The organism is Kitasatospora sp. CMC57, from assembly GCF_045866025.2.
GTDB lineage: Bacteria > Actinomycetota > Actinomycetes > Streptomycetales > Streptomycetaceae > Kitasatospora.
The window spans coordinates 6,000,167-6,016,521 of sequence record NZ_AP035881.2 but is presented as its reverse complement, the minus strand read 5'-3'; the positions used below and the strand labels follow the sequence as shown (position 1 = coordinate 6,016,521).

Genomic DNA, 16,355 nt, shown 5'->3' with positions numbered 1-16,355 from the left:
CGGCCCCGCTCCGCGCTGCCCCCAGCACGTCAACAGCCGGAGCGCGCAGCACCTTTGCACCTGGCACCGCACCTCCCCACAGGTAGGGAGCACCTCGGCCGCACCGGCCGCCCGCTCCCTGGACAGGAGCTCATCCATGCGCAGACGTCGGTTCAGCCTGCCCCTGCTCGCGGCGGGAGCACTGATCGCCCCGCTGATCGCGGTCGCCCTCCCGGGCGGCGTCGCCCAGGCCGCCACCTCCACCGCCACCTTCGCCAAGGCCAGCGACTGGGGCACCGGTTACGAGGGCAGCTACACCATCAAGAACAACGAGACCACCGCGATGAACGGCTGGACGCTCGAGTTCGACCTGCCCGCGAACAACACGGTGGCCTCGCTCTGGAACGCCACCTACACCACCGCCGCCTCACACGTGACGGTGAAGAACCCGAGCTGGTCCAGCTCACTGACGCCGGGCGCCTCGTACAGCCTCGGCTTCAACATCGCCTACTCGGGCGCCTACGCCCCGCTGCTCAACTGCAAGTTGAACGGCAGCCCGTGCACCGGCGGCGGCGACGTGACCGCGCCGAGCACCCCGGGCAACCTGCAAGCGGTGCCAGGCGACGGCTCGATCACCGCCTCCTGGAGCGCCAGCAGCGACAACGTCGGGGTCACCGGCTACGACGTGTTCAACGGCAGCACCAAGCTGGCCACCGTGTCCGGCACCGGCAGCACGGTCTCCGGACTGGCGGCGGGCACGTACAACATCACCGTGGTCGCCTTCGACGCCGCGGGCAACCGCTCGGCGCCGGCCGGGCCGGTCCAGGTCGTGGTGCCCCCGCCGCAGCCGGACACCCAGGCGCCGACGAAGCCCGGCACGCCGGTGGCCACCCCCGACTCCCGTTCGGTGGCGCTCAGTTGGGGTGCCAGCACCGACAACGTCAAGGTGATCGCGTACGACGTCTACAACGGCGCCACGCTGGCCACCTCGGTGACCACCGGCACCAGCGCGGCGGTCAGCGGCCTGACCCCGGAGACCGACTACACCTTCACCGTGAAGGCGCGCGACGCGGCGGGCAACAGCTCGGCCGCCTCCAGCCCGGTGAGCACCCGGACCACGAAGGAGGTGGTCAACCCGAACGCGCTGAAGATCGGCTACTTCACCCAGTGGAGCATCTACGCGCGCGGCTACAGCGTGAAGCAGCTGGACACCTCGGGCACGGCGGCGAAGCTGACCCACCTCAACTACGCCTTCGCCAACATCAATCCGAGCAGCAAGCAGTGCTTCATCACCAACAAGGCGGCCGGGAACGACTCCGACCCGAACGCCGGTGACGGCGCCGGTGACGCATGGGCGGACTTCGGCAAGGGCTGGGACGCGGGCAGCTCGGTGGCCGGCACCACCGACACCTGGGACCAGAAGCTGGCAGGCAACTTCAACCAGCTCAAGCAGCTCAAGGCCAAGTACCCGAACCTCAAGATGCAGATCTCGCTAGGTGGTTGGTCCTACAGCAAGTGGTTCTCGGACGCCTCGCTCACCGACGCCTCGCGCAAGGCGCTGGTCAGCTCCTGCATCGACATGTACATCAAGGGCAACCTGCCGGTGATCGACGGCCGCGGTGGCGCGGGCTCGGCGGCGGGCATCTTCGAAGGCATTGACCTGGACTGGGAGTGGCCGAACTCCGAGGGTCACCTCGGCAACATCCTCCGGCCCGAGGACAAGGCCAACTACACCCTGCTGGCGCAGGAGTTCCGCCGCCAGCTGGACGCGCTGACCGCCACCACCGGCAAGAAGTACACCCTGAGCGCCTTCCTGCCGGCCGACCCCGCCAAGATCGACCTCGGCATCGACGTGCCCGGCCTGTTCGGCGCCTTCGACTTCGCCACCATCCAGGGCTACGACTACCACGGTGCCTGGGAGACCCAGACCAACCAGCAGTCCTCGATCAAGCTGGCGGCGGCCGACCCGAGCGCCCCGAACCGGCAGTTCAGCTCCGAGATCGCCATCAACGCCTACCTGGCCAAGGGTGCGCCGAAGAGCAAGCTGACCCTCGGCATCCCGTTCTACGGCCGAGGCTGGACCGGGGTGCCGCGCGGCACCACCAACGGCCTCTACCAGACCTCGACCGGCCCGGCCCCCGGCACCTACGAGAACGGGTACGAGGACTACCACAAGCTCAAGACCATGGCCACGAGCGGTGGTTACACCATCTACCGGGACCCGGTGGCGGGCAACGCCTACATCTACAACGGCACGGTCCTCTACACCTACGACGACCCGACCGAGATCCTCCGCAAGACGGCCTGGATCAAGGCCCAGGGCCTGGCGGGCGCGATGCTCTGGTCGTTCGACGGTGACACCGCCAACGGCGAACTGATGAGCGCCGTGGACAGCGGCCTGAGATAGCGTCAGGCGCGGCGGGCCAGGTGCACCACGTCCGGCACGCCGCGCCGCACCGGGATCTCCACGGTGCGCACCGCAACGAACCCGGCCGTCCGCAGCGCTTCCTCGAAGCCTGCGGACGGCTGCGCGCTCCACACCGCCAGCACGCCACCCGGGTTGAGCCGACGCTGCGCGGCGGCCAGCCCGGCCGGTCCGTACAGGCCGGAGTTCTCCTCGGTGACCGTCCAGTCCGGGCCGTTGTCGATGTCGAGGCAGAGCGCGTCGAAGCGCTCGCCCTCGGCGGCCAGGTAGGCCACCAGATCGCCGTGCAGCACCGTCACCCTGGGGTCGTCCAGGGCGTGTCCGGAGAACGCCGACAGCGGCCCGGTACGGTGCCAGCCGATGATCGCGTCCTCCCGCTCCGCCACCGCGATCCGCCCCCACCGCGGCTCCGCCGCCGCGTACGCGAGCGAGAAGCCGACCCCGAGACCGCCGATCAGCACGGCGGGCCGCTCGACCGTCAGCTCGTCCAACGCCGCCTGGATCAGCAACCGTTCGGACCGGCCGTCGGCGGTGTCCATCAGGAAGCAGCCGTTCGCGATGATCTCGTAGTGCTCGCCGCGCCGCCGCAGCGCCACCTCGCCGTACGGGCCCTCGCGCCGGTCGAGTGTGACGGGAGCATCGAATCCGTCCCGATCGGGGAGCACGGTCATCGCGGGGGTCCTTCGAGTCGTTCGTCGGTCGTAAGCGATCCGACTCTAGTACGCCGACCTCCGGCCGAAGCACTGGTTTATGCCACCGTCCGCCCGGGGGCGTCAGCCGGTCAGCAGCACTCCGCCGTACGCCGCCCCGGCCACCAGGACCCAGGAGGCCAGGCCGAGCAGCGCCACCTGTCCGCCCGTCCGGGCCAACGCGCCGAGCCGCACCGCGCTGCCGAGCGCGAACAGCGCCGCCGCCAGCAGCAGTTCCTGCGCGTGCCCGGCCCACGCCAGGGCTGCGGCGGGAACCGCCCCGGTGCTGTTCAGCGCCACCATTGCCAGGAAGCCGAGCACGAACAGCGGCAGCAGCGGCGGCCTGGCCGTCCCTGCGGCGCGAGCGGGCCGGCGGGCCACCGCCACCGTGACCCCGGCCACCAGCGGGGCCAGCATGGCGACCCGGATCAGCTTGACCAGCACGGCCTCCCGCAGCGCCACCGGCCCTGCGGTCTGGGCGGTGGCCACCACCTGCCCGACGTCGTGCACCCCGGCACCGACCCAGCGGCCGAACTCTGCCGCGTCCAGGCCCAACGGGCTCTGCAGCAGCGGGAGTACGGCGATCGCGAGGGTGCCGCAGAGTGTCACCAGGGCGCAGGAGGTGGCGATGTCCTCCTCCTCGCTGCCGGTGGCCTGGCCGACCGCGCCGATCGCCGAGGCGCCGCAGATCGAGTACCCGGTGGCGATCAGCAGCGGCTGGTCGCCGGGCAGGCCGAGCCTGCGGCCCAGCCAGCAGGTGCCGAAGAAGGTGGCGGCGACCACCGCCAGCACCATAAGGACGGTCGCCCAGCCGAGCCCGAGCACGTCCCGCAGGCCGAGCCTGAGCCCGAGCAGCACGATCCCGGCCCGCATCAACCGCCGGGCGGCCAAGGCCAGTCCGGCCTTCGCCGGGCCCGTCACCACCGCTCGCAGGCCGGGCAGCTGACCGGCCGCCAGCCCCAGCAGCACGGCGAGGGTCAGCAGCGGTACGGCGGGCAGCACCCGGTGCAGGGCCCAGGCGGCGGCCACCCCGGCCGCCGCCAGACCGAGCCCGGGGCCGTTCCGGCGCAGCCCGGCCGGCGCGACCGGACGCGGCACGGCGCGCAGCGGGATCGCCACCGCTCAGCCCTCGACGGGCAGGTGGTACACCCGGCGGATGCTGCTGCCGAGCCGGGCCAGATCGGCGCCGTAGACGTGCAGCGAGACGGCGGTGCCGGTGCCGCTGTTCCGCACCCGGTGGATGTCGCCTGGCGGGGCGAAGCCGCAGGCCGTACCGCTCGGGTTGACCACGTCGCCGGTGACCACCAGCCGGGCGCCGGGGCCGTCGGGGAGCAGCCGGTAGCGGCGTTCGGTCTCCTCGCCCAGGTGGACGCCGGTGGCGCACCAGGAGAGGTGGTCGTGCACATTGGTGTGCTGGCCGGACAGCCAGACCAGGGCGACCAGCGAGAAGCTGCCGTCCGGCTCGGCGTGCAGCAGGTGCTGTCGGTAGCGCGCGGGGTCGCCGGTCTGCTGCGGACCGGTGAGCAGATCGGGCGCCCCGAGGTGCGGCAGCAGGCACTCGGCGGCCAGGTGGGCGGTGAGGTCGGGCGGCAGGCCCCGGCCGACGGCCCGGCGCAGCTCGGCGACCAACTCGTCCGCCCGCTCGGTGCGGTCAACCCTGGGTAGGGCGGCGGAGGTTGTCATGCCTGGATCGTCGGGCCACCGCCCGCGCACCGTCCAACGACAGTTCCTTCGCCCTCCGTGGGCTGACGCTTATGGGTGCCGCTCCGCGGTCAGCAGCCCACCCGGGCGGCCGCCGCCACCTTGAGCTCGTTCAGCACCAGCGTGGTGGCGGGTATCCGCAGGTGCTCGCGCAGCACGTACGCGGAGACCTTGCGGCGTACGTGCGGTTCGGCCAGCCGCCCGGTGACCTTGCGGTGGCACATGAACGAGAGCACCAGCGCGGGCATCAGCGCGATCCCGACCCCGGCGGCGACCAGACTCTGCACGGCCAGGTTGTCGTCGGTGGTGAACACCACGTCGGGGGCGAAGCCCTGGGCGGCGCAGACCTGGAGCAGGTTGGCCCGGCAGCGCGGACAGCCGGCGATCCAGCGCTCCTCGGTGAGGTCGGTCAGCCGGACGGCGTGCCGCCGGGCCAGCGGGTGGCCGACCGGCAGCAGCACGGTCAGCTGATCCTCCATCAGCGGCGTCTCGACCAGCTCGGGAGGCACCTCGGTCGGTGCACCGGGGTAGTCGAAGGCCAGCGCGATGTCGCACTCGCCGCGCAGCAGCCGCTGGACCGACTCGGGCGGTTCGGCCTCCAGCAGCTCCACCCGGACACCGGGGTGCTCGGTCAGCAGCCGGGCCATCGCCGCCGGGATCAGCGTCGCGTTGGCACTCGGGAAGGCGCACACCCGGACCCGGCCGGCCCGCAGCCGGGCCAACGCGCCCAGCTGCTGCTGGGCGGCCCGCAGGTCCCCGAGGATCACCTCCGCGTGCCGCGCCAGCGCCTCGCCGGCCTCGGTCAGCCGCAGCCCCCGGCCGGCCCGGGTGAACAGCGGTACGCCGACGGCGCGTTCGAGCGCCTTCATCTGCTGGGTGATCGCGGGCTGGGTGTAGCCCAGCGCCCGGGCCGCCGCCGAGTACGAGCCGGTGCTGACCACCTCGTGGAAGGTCCTGATGTGCCGGGAGTCGAACACCCCCGAATGATAAGCAGAACTTGGGGTGCCGGTCAGGGAGTTCGCCGAACCGAATGGATCACGGCAGCCCGGCCCCGGCCCCGTCAGGTCACCTGTTCTGGCGGCCCTTCATCAGCCACCCGAGCGCGGCGCCCGCCAACAGCGTCGCCAGCAACGCGATCCAGAGCGGCGCACTGACGGTGAACACCCAGAACTGGATCTTCACCTTGTCCAGATTCGCCAGCAGGAACCAGACCGCGAGCACCACGATCACCACGATCGCGATCACCCGGGTGGGAATCCCCGCGATCTCGCTCCGCCCGCCGCCCTTGGAACTCGACGCACCACCTGAAGTCTTGGTCACCCCCGCAGTCTGCGCCGCCCCGCCGCCCCCACGGCGCACCCCAGCCGCCCGGCCCCCGATCCCACCCGAATGGCAGACACCCGCGTCGGCCACCAGGGCCTCGGGGACTGCGACGTCGACCTCGTCCCACCGGTCGCGAACCGTCGCAGTCCCCCGCTCCTAGTGCTCGTCCCGCCAGCTGCGCCAGAGCGCCGCGTAGGGCCCGCCCGCCGCGACCAGTTCGTCGTGCGCCCCGTACTCGCTGATCCGCCCGCGCTCGACCACCGCGATCACGTCCGCGTCGTGCGCGGTGTGCAACCGGTGCGCGATCGCGATCACCGTACGGCCGCTCAGGACCCGCGACAGCGACCGCTCCAGGTGCCGTGCGGCGCGCGGATCGAGCAGCGAGGTGGCCTCGTCCAGCACCAGCGTGTGCGGATCCGCCAGCACCAGCCGGGCGAGCGCCAGCTGCTGCGCCTGGGGCGGCGTCAGCGCCACCCCGCCCGAGCCCACCTCGGTGTCGAGGCCGTCGGCCAGCGTCTCGGCCCACTCCCCCGCGTCCACCGCGTCCAGCGCGGCCCGCAGCTCGGTGTCGTCCGCCTCCGGCCTGGCCAGCCGCAGGTTGTCCCGCAGGGTGCCGACAAAGACGTGGTGCTCCTGGTTGACCAGCGCCACCTGGGCCCTGACCCGTTCGGCGGGCATCCGGGCCAGTGCGGTTCCGCCCAGCGTGACGGTGCCGCGGCCGGGCGTGTAGATGCCGGCCAGCAGCCGCCCGAGGGTGGACTTCCCCGCGCCCGAGGGCCCGACCAGCGCGACCCGGCTGCCGGGGGCGACGTCCAGGCTGATGCCGTGCAGCACGTCGGCGCCCTCGCGGTAGCCGAACCGGACGTCGGTGGCCTCCACCCGGCGGCCGTCCGGTACGGCCAGCTCGTCCGTCTCCGGGTCCTCGACCTCGCGGACGCCGACCAGCCGGGCCAGCGAGGCCTGGCCGACCTGGAGCTCGTCGTACCAGCGCAGGATCAGGTCGACCGGGTGGGTGAGCGCCTGCGCGTACAGCACGCCGGCGGTCAGCTCACCCACCGTCAGCCAGCCCCGCACCGTGAACAGGCCGCCCAGCACCAGCGTGCCGATGATGACGATGGCGTACGTCGCCTCCACCGTCGGGAACCAGACCGAGCGCAGCCAGAGCGTGTACCGCTCCCAGGCCTGCCACTCGCCGATCTTGCGGTCCGTCAGTTCCACCCGGTCGGCGCCGAGCCGGAGCGACTCGACCGTCCGGCCGGCGTCCACCGTCTCGGCCAGCACGGTGTTCACCGCCGCGTACCCTGCCGACTCGGCCCGGTAGGACTGCGGAGCCCGGCGGAAGTACCAGCGCGAGGTGGTCAGGATCAGCGGCAGCGCGACCACCACGGTGATCGCCAGCAGTGGCGAGGTCACCACCAGCGCGCCGAGCACCAGCACCAGCGAGACCAGCGCGACGGCGAGCTCGGGCACCGCCTCCCGGATCGACTTGGAGAGCCGGTCGATGTCGGTGGTGCCGCGCGAGACCAGGTCACCGGTGCCGGCCCGCTCCAGCACGCCGGGCGGCAGCGCCACCGAGCGGACCAGGAAGTCCTCCCGCAGGTCCGCCAGCACCTCCTCGCCGAGCACCCCGCCGCACAGCCGGGACCACCCGATGAACGCCGACTGCACCAGCAGCGCGCCCAGGTACCAGCCCACCGCCGACAGCACCTTGCCCTGCGCGGTGCCCGCGCTCAGGTCCTCGACCAGCGAGCCGAGCACCCACGGGCCGACCAGCCCGGCCAGCGTGGCCACCGTGTGCAGCGCCACCACCGCGCCGAAGCCGCGGAAGTGACGCCGCGCCAGCAGCCGTACGTACGCCCGCACGGTGGCCGGCGAGCCGACCGGCAGCATGGTGGCGGGGCCACGCTCCTGGATCACAGGGGGTTTCATACCTTCTCCTCGACGGCCGCCTGGTCGTCCTCACGGGTGACCACGGCCCGGTAGTGCGGGGCGGTGTGCAGGAGTTCGCGGTGGGTGCCGGTGGCGGTGACCCGGCCGCCGTCGATCAGCACCACGGTGTCGGCCTGGTCGAGCAGCAGCGGGCTGGTGGCGAGAACGACCGTGGTGCGCTCCGCCCTGATGCCACGCAGACCGGCCGCGATCCTGGACTCGGTGTGGGCGTCCACCGCGCTGGTCGGCTCGTCCAGCACCAGCACCGGCGGGTCGGCCACGAGCACCCGGGCCAGCGCCAGACGCTGCCGCTGGCCGCCGGAGAGGGAGCGTCCGCGCTCGGTGATCCGGGCCCGCATCGGGTCGCCCCCGGCCTCGGGCGAGCCGTCGACCAGGGCGTCGAGCACGTCCTCGGCCTGGGCGGCGGCCACCGCCTCGGCCGGGCCGACCCGGCCGGAGGACGGGATCTCGAACAGTTCGGCCAGCGTGCCGGAGAGCAGCACCGGCTCCTTGTCGTGCACCAGCACCGCCGCCCTGGCCTCGGCCAGCGCTACGGCGTCCAGCTCGACGCCGCCCAACCGGGCGGACGGCTCGGGGAGCTCGCCCTCGGCCAGCGGCACATGGCCGCCGAGCCGCTCCGCCAGCCGGTCGGCCACCTCGGGGTCGGCGCAGACCACGGCGGTCAGCCGCCCGGCCCGGACGGTCAGCCCGGTGACCGGGTCGTGCAGGTCGGACCGCCCGGCGGCGGACAGCCGGGCGGTCGGCCCGGTCGCGTCGGCGGTGCGCCGCAGCGAGAGCACCCGGGTGGCCCTCCCGGCGGAGACCCGGGCGACGCTCCAGGCGTGCGCGGCCTCGCCGAGGATGCGCAGCGGGGCGGCCAGGAAGGCGGTCGCGCCGTACACGGCGACCAGTTCCCCGACGCCGATCCGGCCGTCGGCGGCCAGCTCGACGCCGTACCAGGTCACGCCGACCACGAACAGGCCGGGCAGCAGGACCTGCTGGGCCTGCATCAGCGACCAGACCCTGGCCGTCCTGACGGCGGCGCCGCGCACCTGCTGCGAGGCCTGCCGATAGCGCTCCAGGAAGAGCTCCTCGCCGCCGATGCCGCGCAGCACCCGCAGCCCGGCCACGGTGTCGGCGGCCAGCTCGGTGGCCTTACCGCCCAGTGCGCGCTGCGCGCTGTAGCGGCGCTCGAACGGGCCGAGCAGCGGCAGCACGGAGAGCGCCAGCACCGGGACGCCGAGCAGGACGGCGGTGCCAAGCAGCGGCTGCTGGGCCAGCACGACCATGCTGACGGTCAGCCAGATCAGCACGGCGGCCCTGACCCGGGCGACCAGTTCGACGTACCAGCCGATCTTCTCCACGTCGCCGCTGCTGACCGCGACGATCTCGCCGGTGGCGATCCGGCGGGAGAGGCCGGCCCCGAGGGCGCTGGCCTGTCTGGCCACCAGCTGGCGGGTCTGGGCGGCGGCGGTGATCCAGTTCCACACCGCCTGGCGGTGCAGCAGGACGCTGCCGGTGGCCTGGACGGCGGTGAGCAGCAGGGCCAGCGCGCCGGCCTGCCAGACGCCGCCGGTGTCGTGGTCGACGGCGGCCTGGATACCGAGGCCGAGGGCGACCGGGAGGGCGGCCATCGCGCCCATCTCCGCCGTCCCCCAGAGGGTGGCCAGCCACTGGCCTCTGCGCTGACTGCGCTGGAGCCAGCGCAGGAATCCGAGCGGGGAGTCGAGATCGGGACAGCCGGGGTCGGCCATCGGCAGGGTGGTGAGCGGCATGACGCTCCGATGCGGGGTGGTTCGGGCAGGGGTGCGCGGCCCGGGCCCGACCGGATCACGAGCAGGGCGGGCGGGGCGGCGAAGGGGAGTTGGGGGGCGACTGTCCGTCACGACGTCATGGGCATCGAGCGTGCCGGGGGTCTCACCACGATCGCAACCGGTTTTCCGCATCCGGTCACCCGTCCGGCCACGTCAGAGGCCGGGGCAGCGGCAGAACGGCGACCGAATCATCAATTGAGGTGAATTCCGCCTGTCCAGGAACAAATGCTCCCTGCCACCAGTTGGTCCACTGTCGGCAGCATTGGACAACCGGAGGGCACCCCTTCCCCGTGAGCACCATCCCGAGCATCACCCTGAACAACGGCCGCGCCATCCCGCAGCTCGGCTTCGGCGTCTGGCAGGTCGCGGACGACGAGGCGGCGACCGCGGTCGAGACGGCGATCAAGGCCGGTTACCGCAGCATCGACACCGCCGCGATCTACGAGAACGAGGCCGGCACCGGCAAGGCGATCGCGGCGGCCGGGGTGCCCCGCGAGGAGCTGTACGTCACCACCAAGCTGTGGAACTCGGGCCTCGCCGACTGGTCCGGGCAGCAGGGCCGGGACGCGGTCCTGCGCGCCTTCGACGACTCGCTCGGCAAGCTCGGCCTGGAGTACGTCGACCTCTACCTGATCCACTGGCCGCGCCCGATGCACGGCAGCTTCGGCAACGTCTGGAAGGCCTTCGAGGAGCTGGCCGCCGACGGCCGCGCCAGGTCGGTCGGCGTCTCCAACTTCGGCCCGGCCCAGCTGGACGCGCTGCGCCGGGAGAGCGACCTCGTCCCGGTGCTGAACCAGGTCGAGCTGCACCCGCACTTCCCGCAGCGCGAGCTGCGCGCCTACCACGCGGAGCACGGCATCGCGACGGAGGCCTGGAGCCCGCTGGGCCAGGGCAAGTCGCTGCTCACCGAGCCCGCGCTGGTCAAGATCGCCGAGAAGCACGGCCGTACGGTGGCCCAGGTTGTGCTGCGCTGGCACCTGCAGAGCGGCATCATCGCGATCCCGAAGTCGGTGACCCCGTCCCGGATCGTGGAGAACCTCGACGTGACCGGCTTCGAGCTGGATGCCGACGACCTGACCGCGATCGCGGCCCTGGAGACCGGCGAGCGCCTCGGGCCCGACCCGCAGTCCTTCGACTGGAACTGACCTCCGGGATGCCGACGGCCGCCACCCCCGGTGATCGGGGTGGCGGCCGTCGGGCTGCGCGGGTGTTTCCGGTGCGGCAGGGCTCAGGCAAATCGTTCCTGCCAGGTCCATGGCACTTGATGAATCGTTACAGCCGGGCCGCCTTGGCGAGCAGCGCCATCGCGGCGGCGTGCTCGTGCTGCTCCAGCGGAGCCAGCAGCAGTTCCTGCACGGCGCGCACCCCGGCGGAGGACCGGTGCAGCAGCTCCTGCCCGGCGGGCGAGAGCGAGAGCAGGTTGCGCCGTCCGTCCAGCGGGTCCCGGCGACGGAGGACCAGGCCGCGCCGGACCAGCCGGCTGACCATCTCCGCCATGGTGGCCTTGTCCAGCGAGGCCAGCTCACCGACCGTGCGCTGGTCGGCGCCCGGCTCGGCCTCAAGGGCGTCGAGCACCGCGTACTGAGGCGCCGTCAGATCGGAGCCGACTTGGTCGGACCAGAGCTTGGTGTGCACCTGCTGGCTGACCCGGATCAGGTAGCCGACCGCGCGCTGGGCGTCCAGCAGCGGCCGGGCATCGGTCAGCGCGGCGACCGCCGCGGGCTCCAGCCGGGCGATCTTGGCCATCACCCGGACCAGTTCGAGCTGCTCGTCCGGGCTGAGCGGCTCGAAGAGCGTCCGCTGCACCCTGACCACTCCGCCGGTCGCCTCGCGGACCGCCTGCGCGCCGTTCTGCGAGAGGGCGAGCAGCTTGCGGCGACCGTCGGCGGGGTCGCGGCGGCGCAGCACCAGGCCGCGCCTGACCAGCCGGGCCACCATTTCGGCCATCGTGGCCTTGTCGAGCGAGGCCCGTTCGCCGACGGTGCGCTGGTCCGCTCCTGGTTCGAGCGCCAGCGCGAGCAGAACGGCGAACTGAGGCGCCGTCAACTCGTTGCCGACATGCTCGGACCAGAGGCGGGTGTGCACCTGCTGGGCCACGCGGATGAGGTGTCCGGGCGACTGCTGCAGCCGACCGGTCACGCGGGTCGTCGGGATCTCCCCCAGCACCATGAAATCCGTCCCGATGTCACACCCGGCGTGTGTGGGACACCCGGGCGGGGCAGTAACGGCGAGTAAGCGTCCCGCCGTGAGGGTAGGCGCGCCAGCCGTGCAGCCGGTGGCTGCTGGCGCACACTATACAAACGGTCGGCCGCTACGGGCAGGCGGGGGCCAATAGTAGATGTTTGTTCGGCGAAGTTGGCATATTTCCGCCGTATGTCGCGCTCACGTCCACTTGATCGGCACAACTGCCGATTCCGGCCGCCCTCACCCTCCGTCACCTGCGGCTCTGTCCTCTGGTCAGCATTCCTACCGGTCGGTAATCTGGCCGCCGCAGCACCTCCCCCGGCCCTCGGCGGCCCGGGTAACGGTTTCCTGTCACCCTCCTGAGAGAGACGAGTACGAACATGACCGAGCAGAGCAGCTCCCCCCGCGTAGCGGTGGTCACCGGCGGCGCTCGCGGGATCGGCGCGGCCACCGCAGTGCGGCTGGCCGCCGACGGCTACGCGGTCGCGGTGGTGGACCTGACCGAGGAGGCCGGCAAGGAGACCGTCGAGCGGATCGCCGCCGGCGGCGGCCGGGCCCTGGCGGTCGGCGCGGACGTCTCCGACGCCGGGCAGGTGCAGGCCGCGGTGGACCGGATCGCCGCCGAGCTGGGCGCCCCGGTGGTGCTGGTCAACAACGCCGGCGTGCTGCGGGACAACCTGCTGTTCAAGATGTCCGAGTCGGACTGGGACACCGTGATGAACGTGCACCTCAAGGGCGCCTTCCTGATGTCCAAGGCGTGCCAGAAGCACATGGTGGACGCCGGGTTCGGCCGGATCGTCAACCTCTCCTCCTCCTCCGCCCAGGGCAACCGCGGCCAGGCCAACTACTCGGCCGCCAAGGCCGGCCTCCAGGGCTTCACCAAGACCCTGGCGATCGAGCTCGGCAAGTTCGGCGTCACCGCCAACGCGGTCGCGCCCGGCTTCATCGCCACCGAGATGACCGCCGCCACCGCGGCCCGGATCGGGATGGAGTTCGAGGCCTTCAAGGCCGCCGCCGCCACCCAGATCCCGGTCAACCGGGTGGGCACCCCGGAGGACATCGCCAACACCATCTCCTTCCTCGCGGGCGAGGGCGCCGGTTTCGTCTCCGGCCAGGTCATCTACGTCGCGGGCGGCCCGCTCGACTGAGACCGGCCGTACCGTCCGCTCGCGTGCTCCGGCGGGCAGGAGCAGACTCGGGGTGCGGGTGCCCGCTGCGCACCCGAGGACACGGGAGGCATGAGATGACCCAAGCGGACGACGTGGATTCGCATCCGACGCCGGACAAGCTGTTGCACACCGGCGGCGAGCACCCGGTGGACCCCGAGGACCTGGTGATGGCCTCGGGGCGGACCCCCACCCCGAAGCTGCTCGACAAGGCGCGCAGGCAGCTCGAACTGGAGGGCGCGGCAGCGGTGGAGCGACTGCTCCCCTGAGCCGCCGGAGAAGTACCCGAGGAGTCAGGCCCCGTACGCCGTACGGGGCCTGACTGCTGTCCCGGTCACGACAGGGGGTGTGGCCAAGTGGGCCAAGGTGCGCTATACCTGCTCAGCAATGCTTGTTCTTGCACGCGGAGGGGTTCATATGCGCAGAACTTTGCAACGCTGGCGAGGCCGGTCGGCCTCGCTCTCACTGGCCGCAGTGCTCTCGGTGGGCGGGGTGACGATCGCTCCCGGGCTGGCCCAGCCGGCCGCCGCCGCAAGCGGCTCGGCCGGGGCGATCACCGCCTTCACCCCCGGCGCGGCCGGCAGTTACGCCATCTCGGCGGGCGCCGCCAAGGCCAGGGTCAGCTTCGTCAGCGATCAGGTGTTCCGGATCGAACTGACGCCCACCGGCACCTTTGCGAACCCGACCGGCAGCGACATCGTGCTGCCGCAGGGCACTCCGCCGGCCACCAGCTGGCGGGACGCGGGTGACCGGTACGAGGTGTCGACCGCCACCGTCACCCTGCGGGCGTACAAGTCGGCGCTGCGCTTCGGCCTCTACCGGGCCGACGGCAGCAAGGTCTGGGAGGAGACCAAACCGCTCTCCTGGAGCGACAAGGCCACCACCCAGACCCTCGGCCGGGGCGCCACCGAGCAGTTCTTCGGCGCGGGCGAGCAGAACGGCTCGTTCTCGCACCGCGGGAAGACCGTCGAGGTCGGCGTCGACTACAACTGGAACGAGGGCGGCCACCCGAACTCGGTCCCCTTCTACCTCTCCTCGGCCGGGTACGGCGTGTTCCGCAACACCTACGCCCCCGGCACGTACGCCTTCAACGACCCGGTGACCACCACCGAGCAGGAGACCCGGTTCGACGCCTACTACTTCGCCGGGCCGTCGAGCAAGGACGTGATCGGCCAATACACCGCGCTGACCGGCAAGCCCTTCCTGCCGCCGGTCTACGGGCTGGAGATGGGCGATTCGGACTGCTACCTGCACAACGCCAACCGGGGCGAGCGGCACACCCTGGACGCGTTGAAGATCGCCGACGACTACGTCGCCAACGACATCCCGAACGGCTGGATGCTGGTCAACGACGGCTACGGCTGCGGCTACGAGAACCTCGCGCAGACCGCCCAGGGCCTCCAGCAGCACAAGATGCAGCTCGGCCTCTGGACCGAGGACGGCCTGAGCAAGCTGGCCGACCAGGTCAAGGCCGGCCAGCGGGTGGCCAAGCTGGACGTGGCCTGGGTCGGCTCCGGCTACAAGTTCGCCCTCGACGGCTGCAAGGCCGCCTACCAGGGCATCGAGGACAACAGCACCGCCCGCGGCTTCACCTGGGCACCGGAGAGCTGGTCCGGCGCGCAGCGCTGCGGGGTGCAGTGGAGCGGCGACCAGTCCGGCAGCTGGGACTACATCAGGTGGCAGATCCCGACCTACGCCGGCGCCACCATGTCCGGTCTCGCCTACACCTCGGGTGACGTGGACGGGATCTTCGGCGGCAGCGCCCAGACCTACGTCCGGGACCTGCAGTGGAAGTCCTTCCTGCCCTCCATCATGTCGATGGACGGCTGGGCGCCGAGCGACAAGCAGCCCTACCGGTACGGGGAGCCGTACACCTCGATCAACCGCAAGTACCTCAAGCTCAAGGAGTCGCTGCTCCCCTACATGTACAGCTACGCGGCCGAGGCGACCCGGACCGGGGTCGGCGCGGTGCGCCCGCTGGCCCTGGAGTACCCGCAGGACCCCGTGACCGCGACCGACGCGGCGAAGTACGAGTTCCTCAGCGGCCGGGACTTCCTGGTCGCGCCGGTCTACTCGGACACCTCGGTGCGGGACGGCATCTACCTGCCGCAGGGCACCTGGGTGGACTACTGGACCGGGAAGACCTACCAGGGCCCGACCACGGTGAACGGCTACAGCGCGCCGCTGGACACCCTGCCGCTGTTCGTCAGGGCCGGGGCCGTGGTCCCGATGTGGCCCGGCATCAGCTCCTACCAGGACCGCACCGCCACCTCCCCGCTGGCCTGGGACGTGTACCCGCAGGGTGTCAACTCCTTCTCGCTGTACGAGGACGATGGGGTGACCAAGGAGCACCGCCAGGGCCGGTCCGCCACCCAGACCGCCACCGTCACCGCACCTGCGAGCGGGGTCGGCCGGGCCACCGTGGACGTGTCGGCGAGCGTCGGTGACTTCACCGGCAAGCAGACCACCCGGCCGTACCGGTTCAGCGTGCACAGCGCGAGCGCCCCCACGGTGGTCGCACTCGGCGGACGGGCACTGCCCCGCTTCACCGACCGGGCCGCGTTCGACGCGGCGGCCGAGGGCTGGTTCTTCGACTCCGCCGACCGGGGCGGGGTGGCCCAGGTGAAGACCGCCTCGCTGAGCACCGCCACCGCCTTCCAGCTCACCCTGGACGGGATCACCGCGCTCGGCGCCACCACCACCGGTCCGGCCTGGGCCTGGGCGAGCGACCTGCCGTTCGCCTCCGAGACCAACGGCTGGGGCCCTGCCGAGCGGGACCGCAGCAACGGCGAGCAGGGCGCGGCGGACGGCCGCACCCTGACCCTGAACGGGACCACCTTCGCCAAGGGCATCGGCGCGCACGCAGACTCGGACCTGGAGTTCGTGGCCGGGGGCAAGTGCTCCTCGTTCAGCGCCACGGTCGGGATCGACGACGAGATCAGCGGCTACGGGGACGTCACCTTCTCGGTGGTCGCCGACGGCGCGACGCTCTGGACCTCACCCACACTCACCAGCAGCTCGGCACCGCTGCCGGTGACCGTGCCGCTCGGCACCGCCTCCCGGGTCCACCTGAAGGTGAACACGGTCGGCACCAAAACGGGTGACCACGGGGACTGGGCGGCTGCTAAGTTCCTCTGCAGCTGAT

13 protein-coding genes are annotated in these 16,355 nt (G+C 72.1%); 5 read left to right on the top strand and 8 right to left on the bottom strand.

Features of this window, described 5'->3' with window-relative positions:
* Positions 1-136: 136 nt before the first annotated feature.
* Positions 137-2,386 carry a glycosyl hydrolase family 18 protein gene (locus ACKUU6_RS26980; RefSeq protein WP_407991164.1) on the top strand — a complete coding sequence of 750 codons (2,250 nt, stop codon included), beginning with the start codon at positions 137-139 and terminating at the stop codon, positions 2,384-2,386.
* 2 nt (positions 2,387-2,388) lie between these two features.
* Here ACKUU6_RS26980 and ACKUU6_RS26975 read toward each other — a convergent pair whose 3' ends face one another.
* The 7 genes from ACKUU6_RS26975 to ACKUU6_RS26945 form a co-directional block, all read right to left on the bottom strand.
* Positions 2,389-3,075 (bottom strand): spermidine synthase, encoded by a 687-nt coding sequence (locus tag ACKUU6_RS26975; RefSeq protein ID WP_407991163.1) that lies wholly within the window; start codon positions 3,073-3,075, stop codon positions 2,389-2,391.
* Between the two features lie 102 nt (positions 3,076-3,177).
* On the bottom strand, positions 3,178-4,206 hold the full coding sequence (locus ACKUU6_RS26970; protein ID WP_407992253.1) for a YeiH family protein: 1,029 nt from the start codon (positions 4,204-4,206) through the stop codon (positions 3,178-3,180).
* Between the two features lie 9 nt (positions 4,207-4,215).
* Positions 4,216-4,776, bottom strand: coding sequence for a cysteine dioxygenase (locus tag ACKUU6_RS26965; protein ID WP_407991162.1), 561 nt, complete (start codon positions 4,774-4,776; stop codon positions 4,216-4,218).
* An 89-nt stretch (positions 4,777-4,865) separates the two neighbouring features.
* Positions 4,866-5,771 carry a LysR family transcriptional regulator gene (locus tag ACKUU6_RS26960; protein ID WP_407991161.1) on the bottom strand — a complete coding sequence of 302 codons (906 nt, stop codon included), beginning with the start codon at positions 5,769-5,771 and terminating at the stop codon, positions 4,866-4,868.
* An 88-nt stretch (positions 5,772-5,859) separates the two neighbouring features.
* The gene (locus ACKUU6_RS26955; RefSeq protein ID WP_407991160.1) at positions 5,860-6,114 is read right to left on the bottom strand and encodes a lipopolysaccharide assembly protein LapA domain-containing protein; all 255 of its coding nucleotides are present in this window, start codon (positions 6,112-6,114) and stop codon (positions 5,860-5,862) included.
* Positions 6,115-6,273: 159 nt separating this feature from the next.
* Positions 6,274-8,046, bottom strand: coding sequence for an ABC transporter ATP-binding protein (locus ACKUU6_RS26950; RefSeq protein WP_407991159.1), 1,773 nt, complete (start codon positions 8,044-8,046; stop codon positions 6,274-6,276).
* Positions 8,043-9,821, bottom strand: a complete 1,779-nt coding sequence (locus tag ACKUU6_RS26945; protein WP_407991158.1) for an ABC transporter transmembrane domain-containing protein — start codon at positions 9,819-9,821, stop codon at positions 8,043-8,045. Before ACKUU6_RS26945 ends, ACKUU6_RS26950 begins: the two co-directional genes overlap by 4 nt.
* Positions 9,822-10,150: 329 nt before the next feature.
* On the opposite strand from ACKUU6_RS26945, the gene ACKUU6_RS26940 reads away from it, so the two are divergent.
* Positions 10,151-11,005 (top strand): aldo/keto reductase, encoded by an 855-nt coding sequence (locus tag ACKUU6_RS26940; RefSeq protein ID WP_407991157.1) that lies wholly within the window; start codon positions 10,151-10,153, stop codon positions 11,003-11,005.
* A gap of 127 nt (positions 11,006-11,132) precedes the next feature.
* Here ACKUU6_RS26940 and ACKUU6_RS26935 read toward each other — a convergent pair whose 3' ends face one another.
* Positions 11,133-12,029: a MarR family winged helix-turn-helix transcriptional regulator gene (locus ACKUU6_RS26935; RefSeq protein WP_407991156.1), complete on the bottom strand. Its 897-nt coding sequence runs from the start codon at positions 12,027-12,029 to the stop codon at positions 11,133-11,135.
* Positions 12,030-12,424: 395 nt separating this feature from the next.
* On the opposite strand from ACKUU6_RS26935, the gene fabG reads away from it, so the two are divergent.
* The 3 genes from fabG to ACKUU6_RS26920 all read left to right on the top strand — a co-directional run bounded on the left by fabG (position 12,425) and on the right by ACKUU6_RS26920 (position 16,354).
* Positions 12,425-13,192, top strand: coding sequence for a 3-oxoacyl-ACP reductase FabG (gene fabG / locus ACKUU6_RS26930; RefSeq protein ID WP_407991155.1), 768 nt, complete (start codon positions 12,425-12,427; stop codon positions 13,190-13,192).
* A 95-nt stretch (positions 13,193-13,287) separates the two neighbouring features.
* Positions 13,288-13,479, top strand: coding sequence for a hypothetical protein (locus ACKUU6_RS26925; RefSeq protein WP_407991154.1), 192 nt, complete (start codon positions 13,288-13,290; stop codon positions 13,477-13,479).
* A gap of 148 nt (positions 13,480-13,627) precedes the next feature.
* Positions 13,628-16,354 carry an NPCBM/NEW2 domain-containing protein gene (locus ACKUU6_RS26920; RefSeq protein WP_407991153.1) on the top strand — a complete coding sequence of 909 codons (2,727 nt, stop codon included), beginning with the start codon at positions 13,628-13,630 and terminating at the stop codon, positions 16,352-16,354.
* Position 16,355 lies beyond the last annotated feature (1 nt).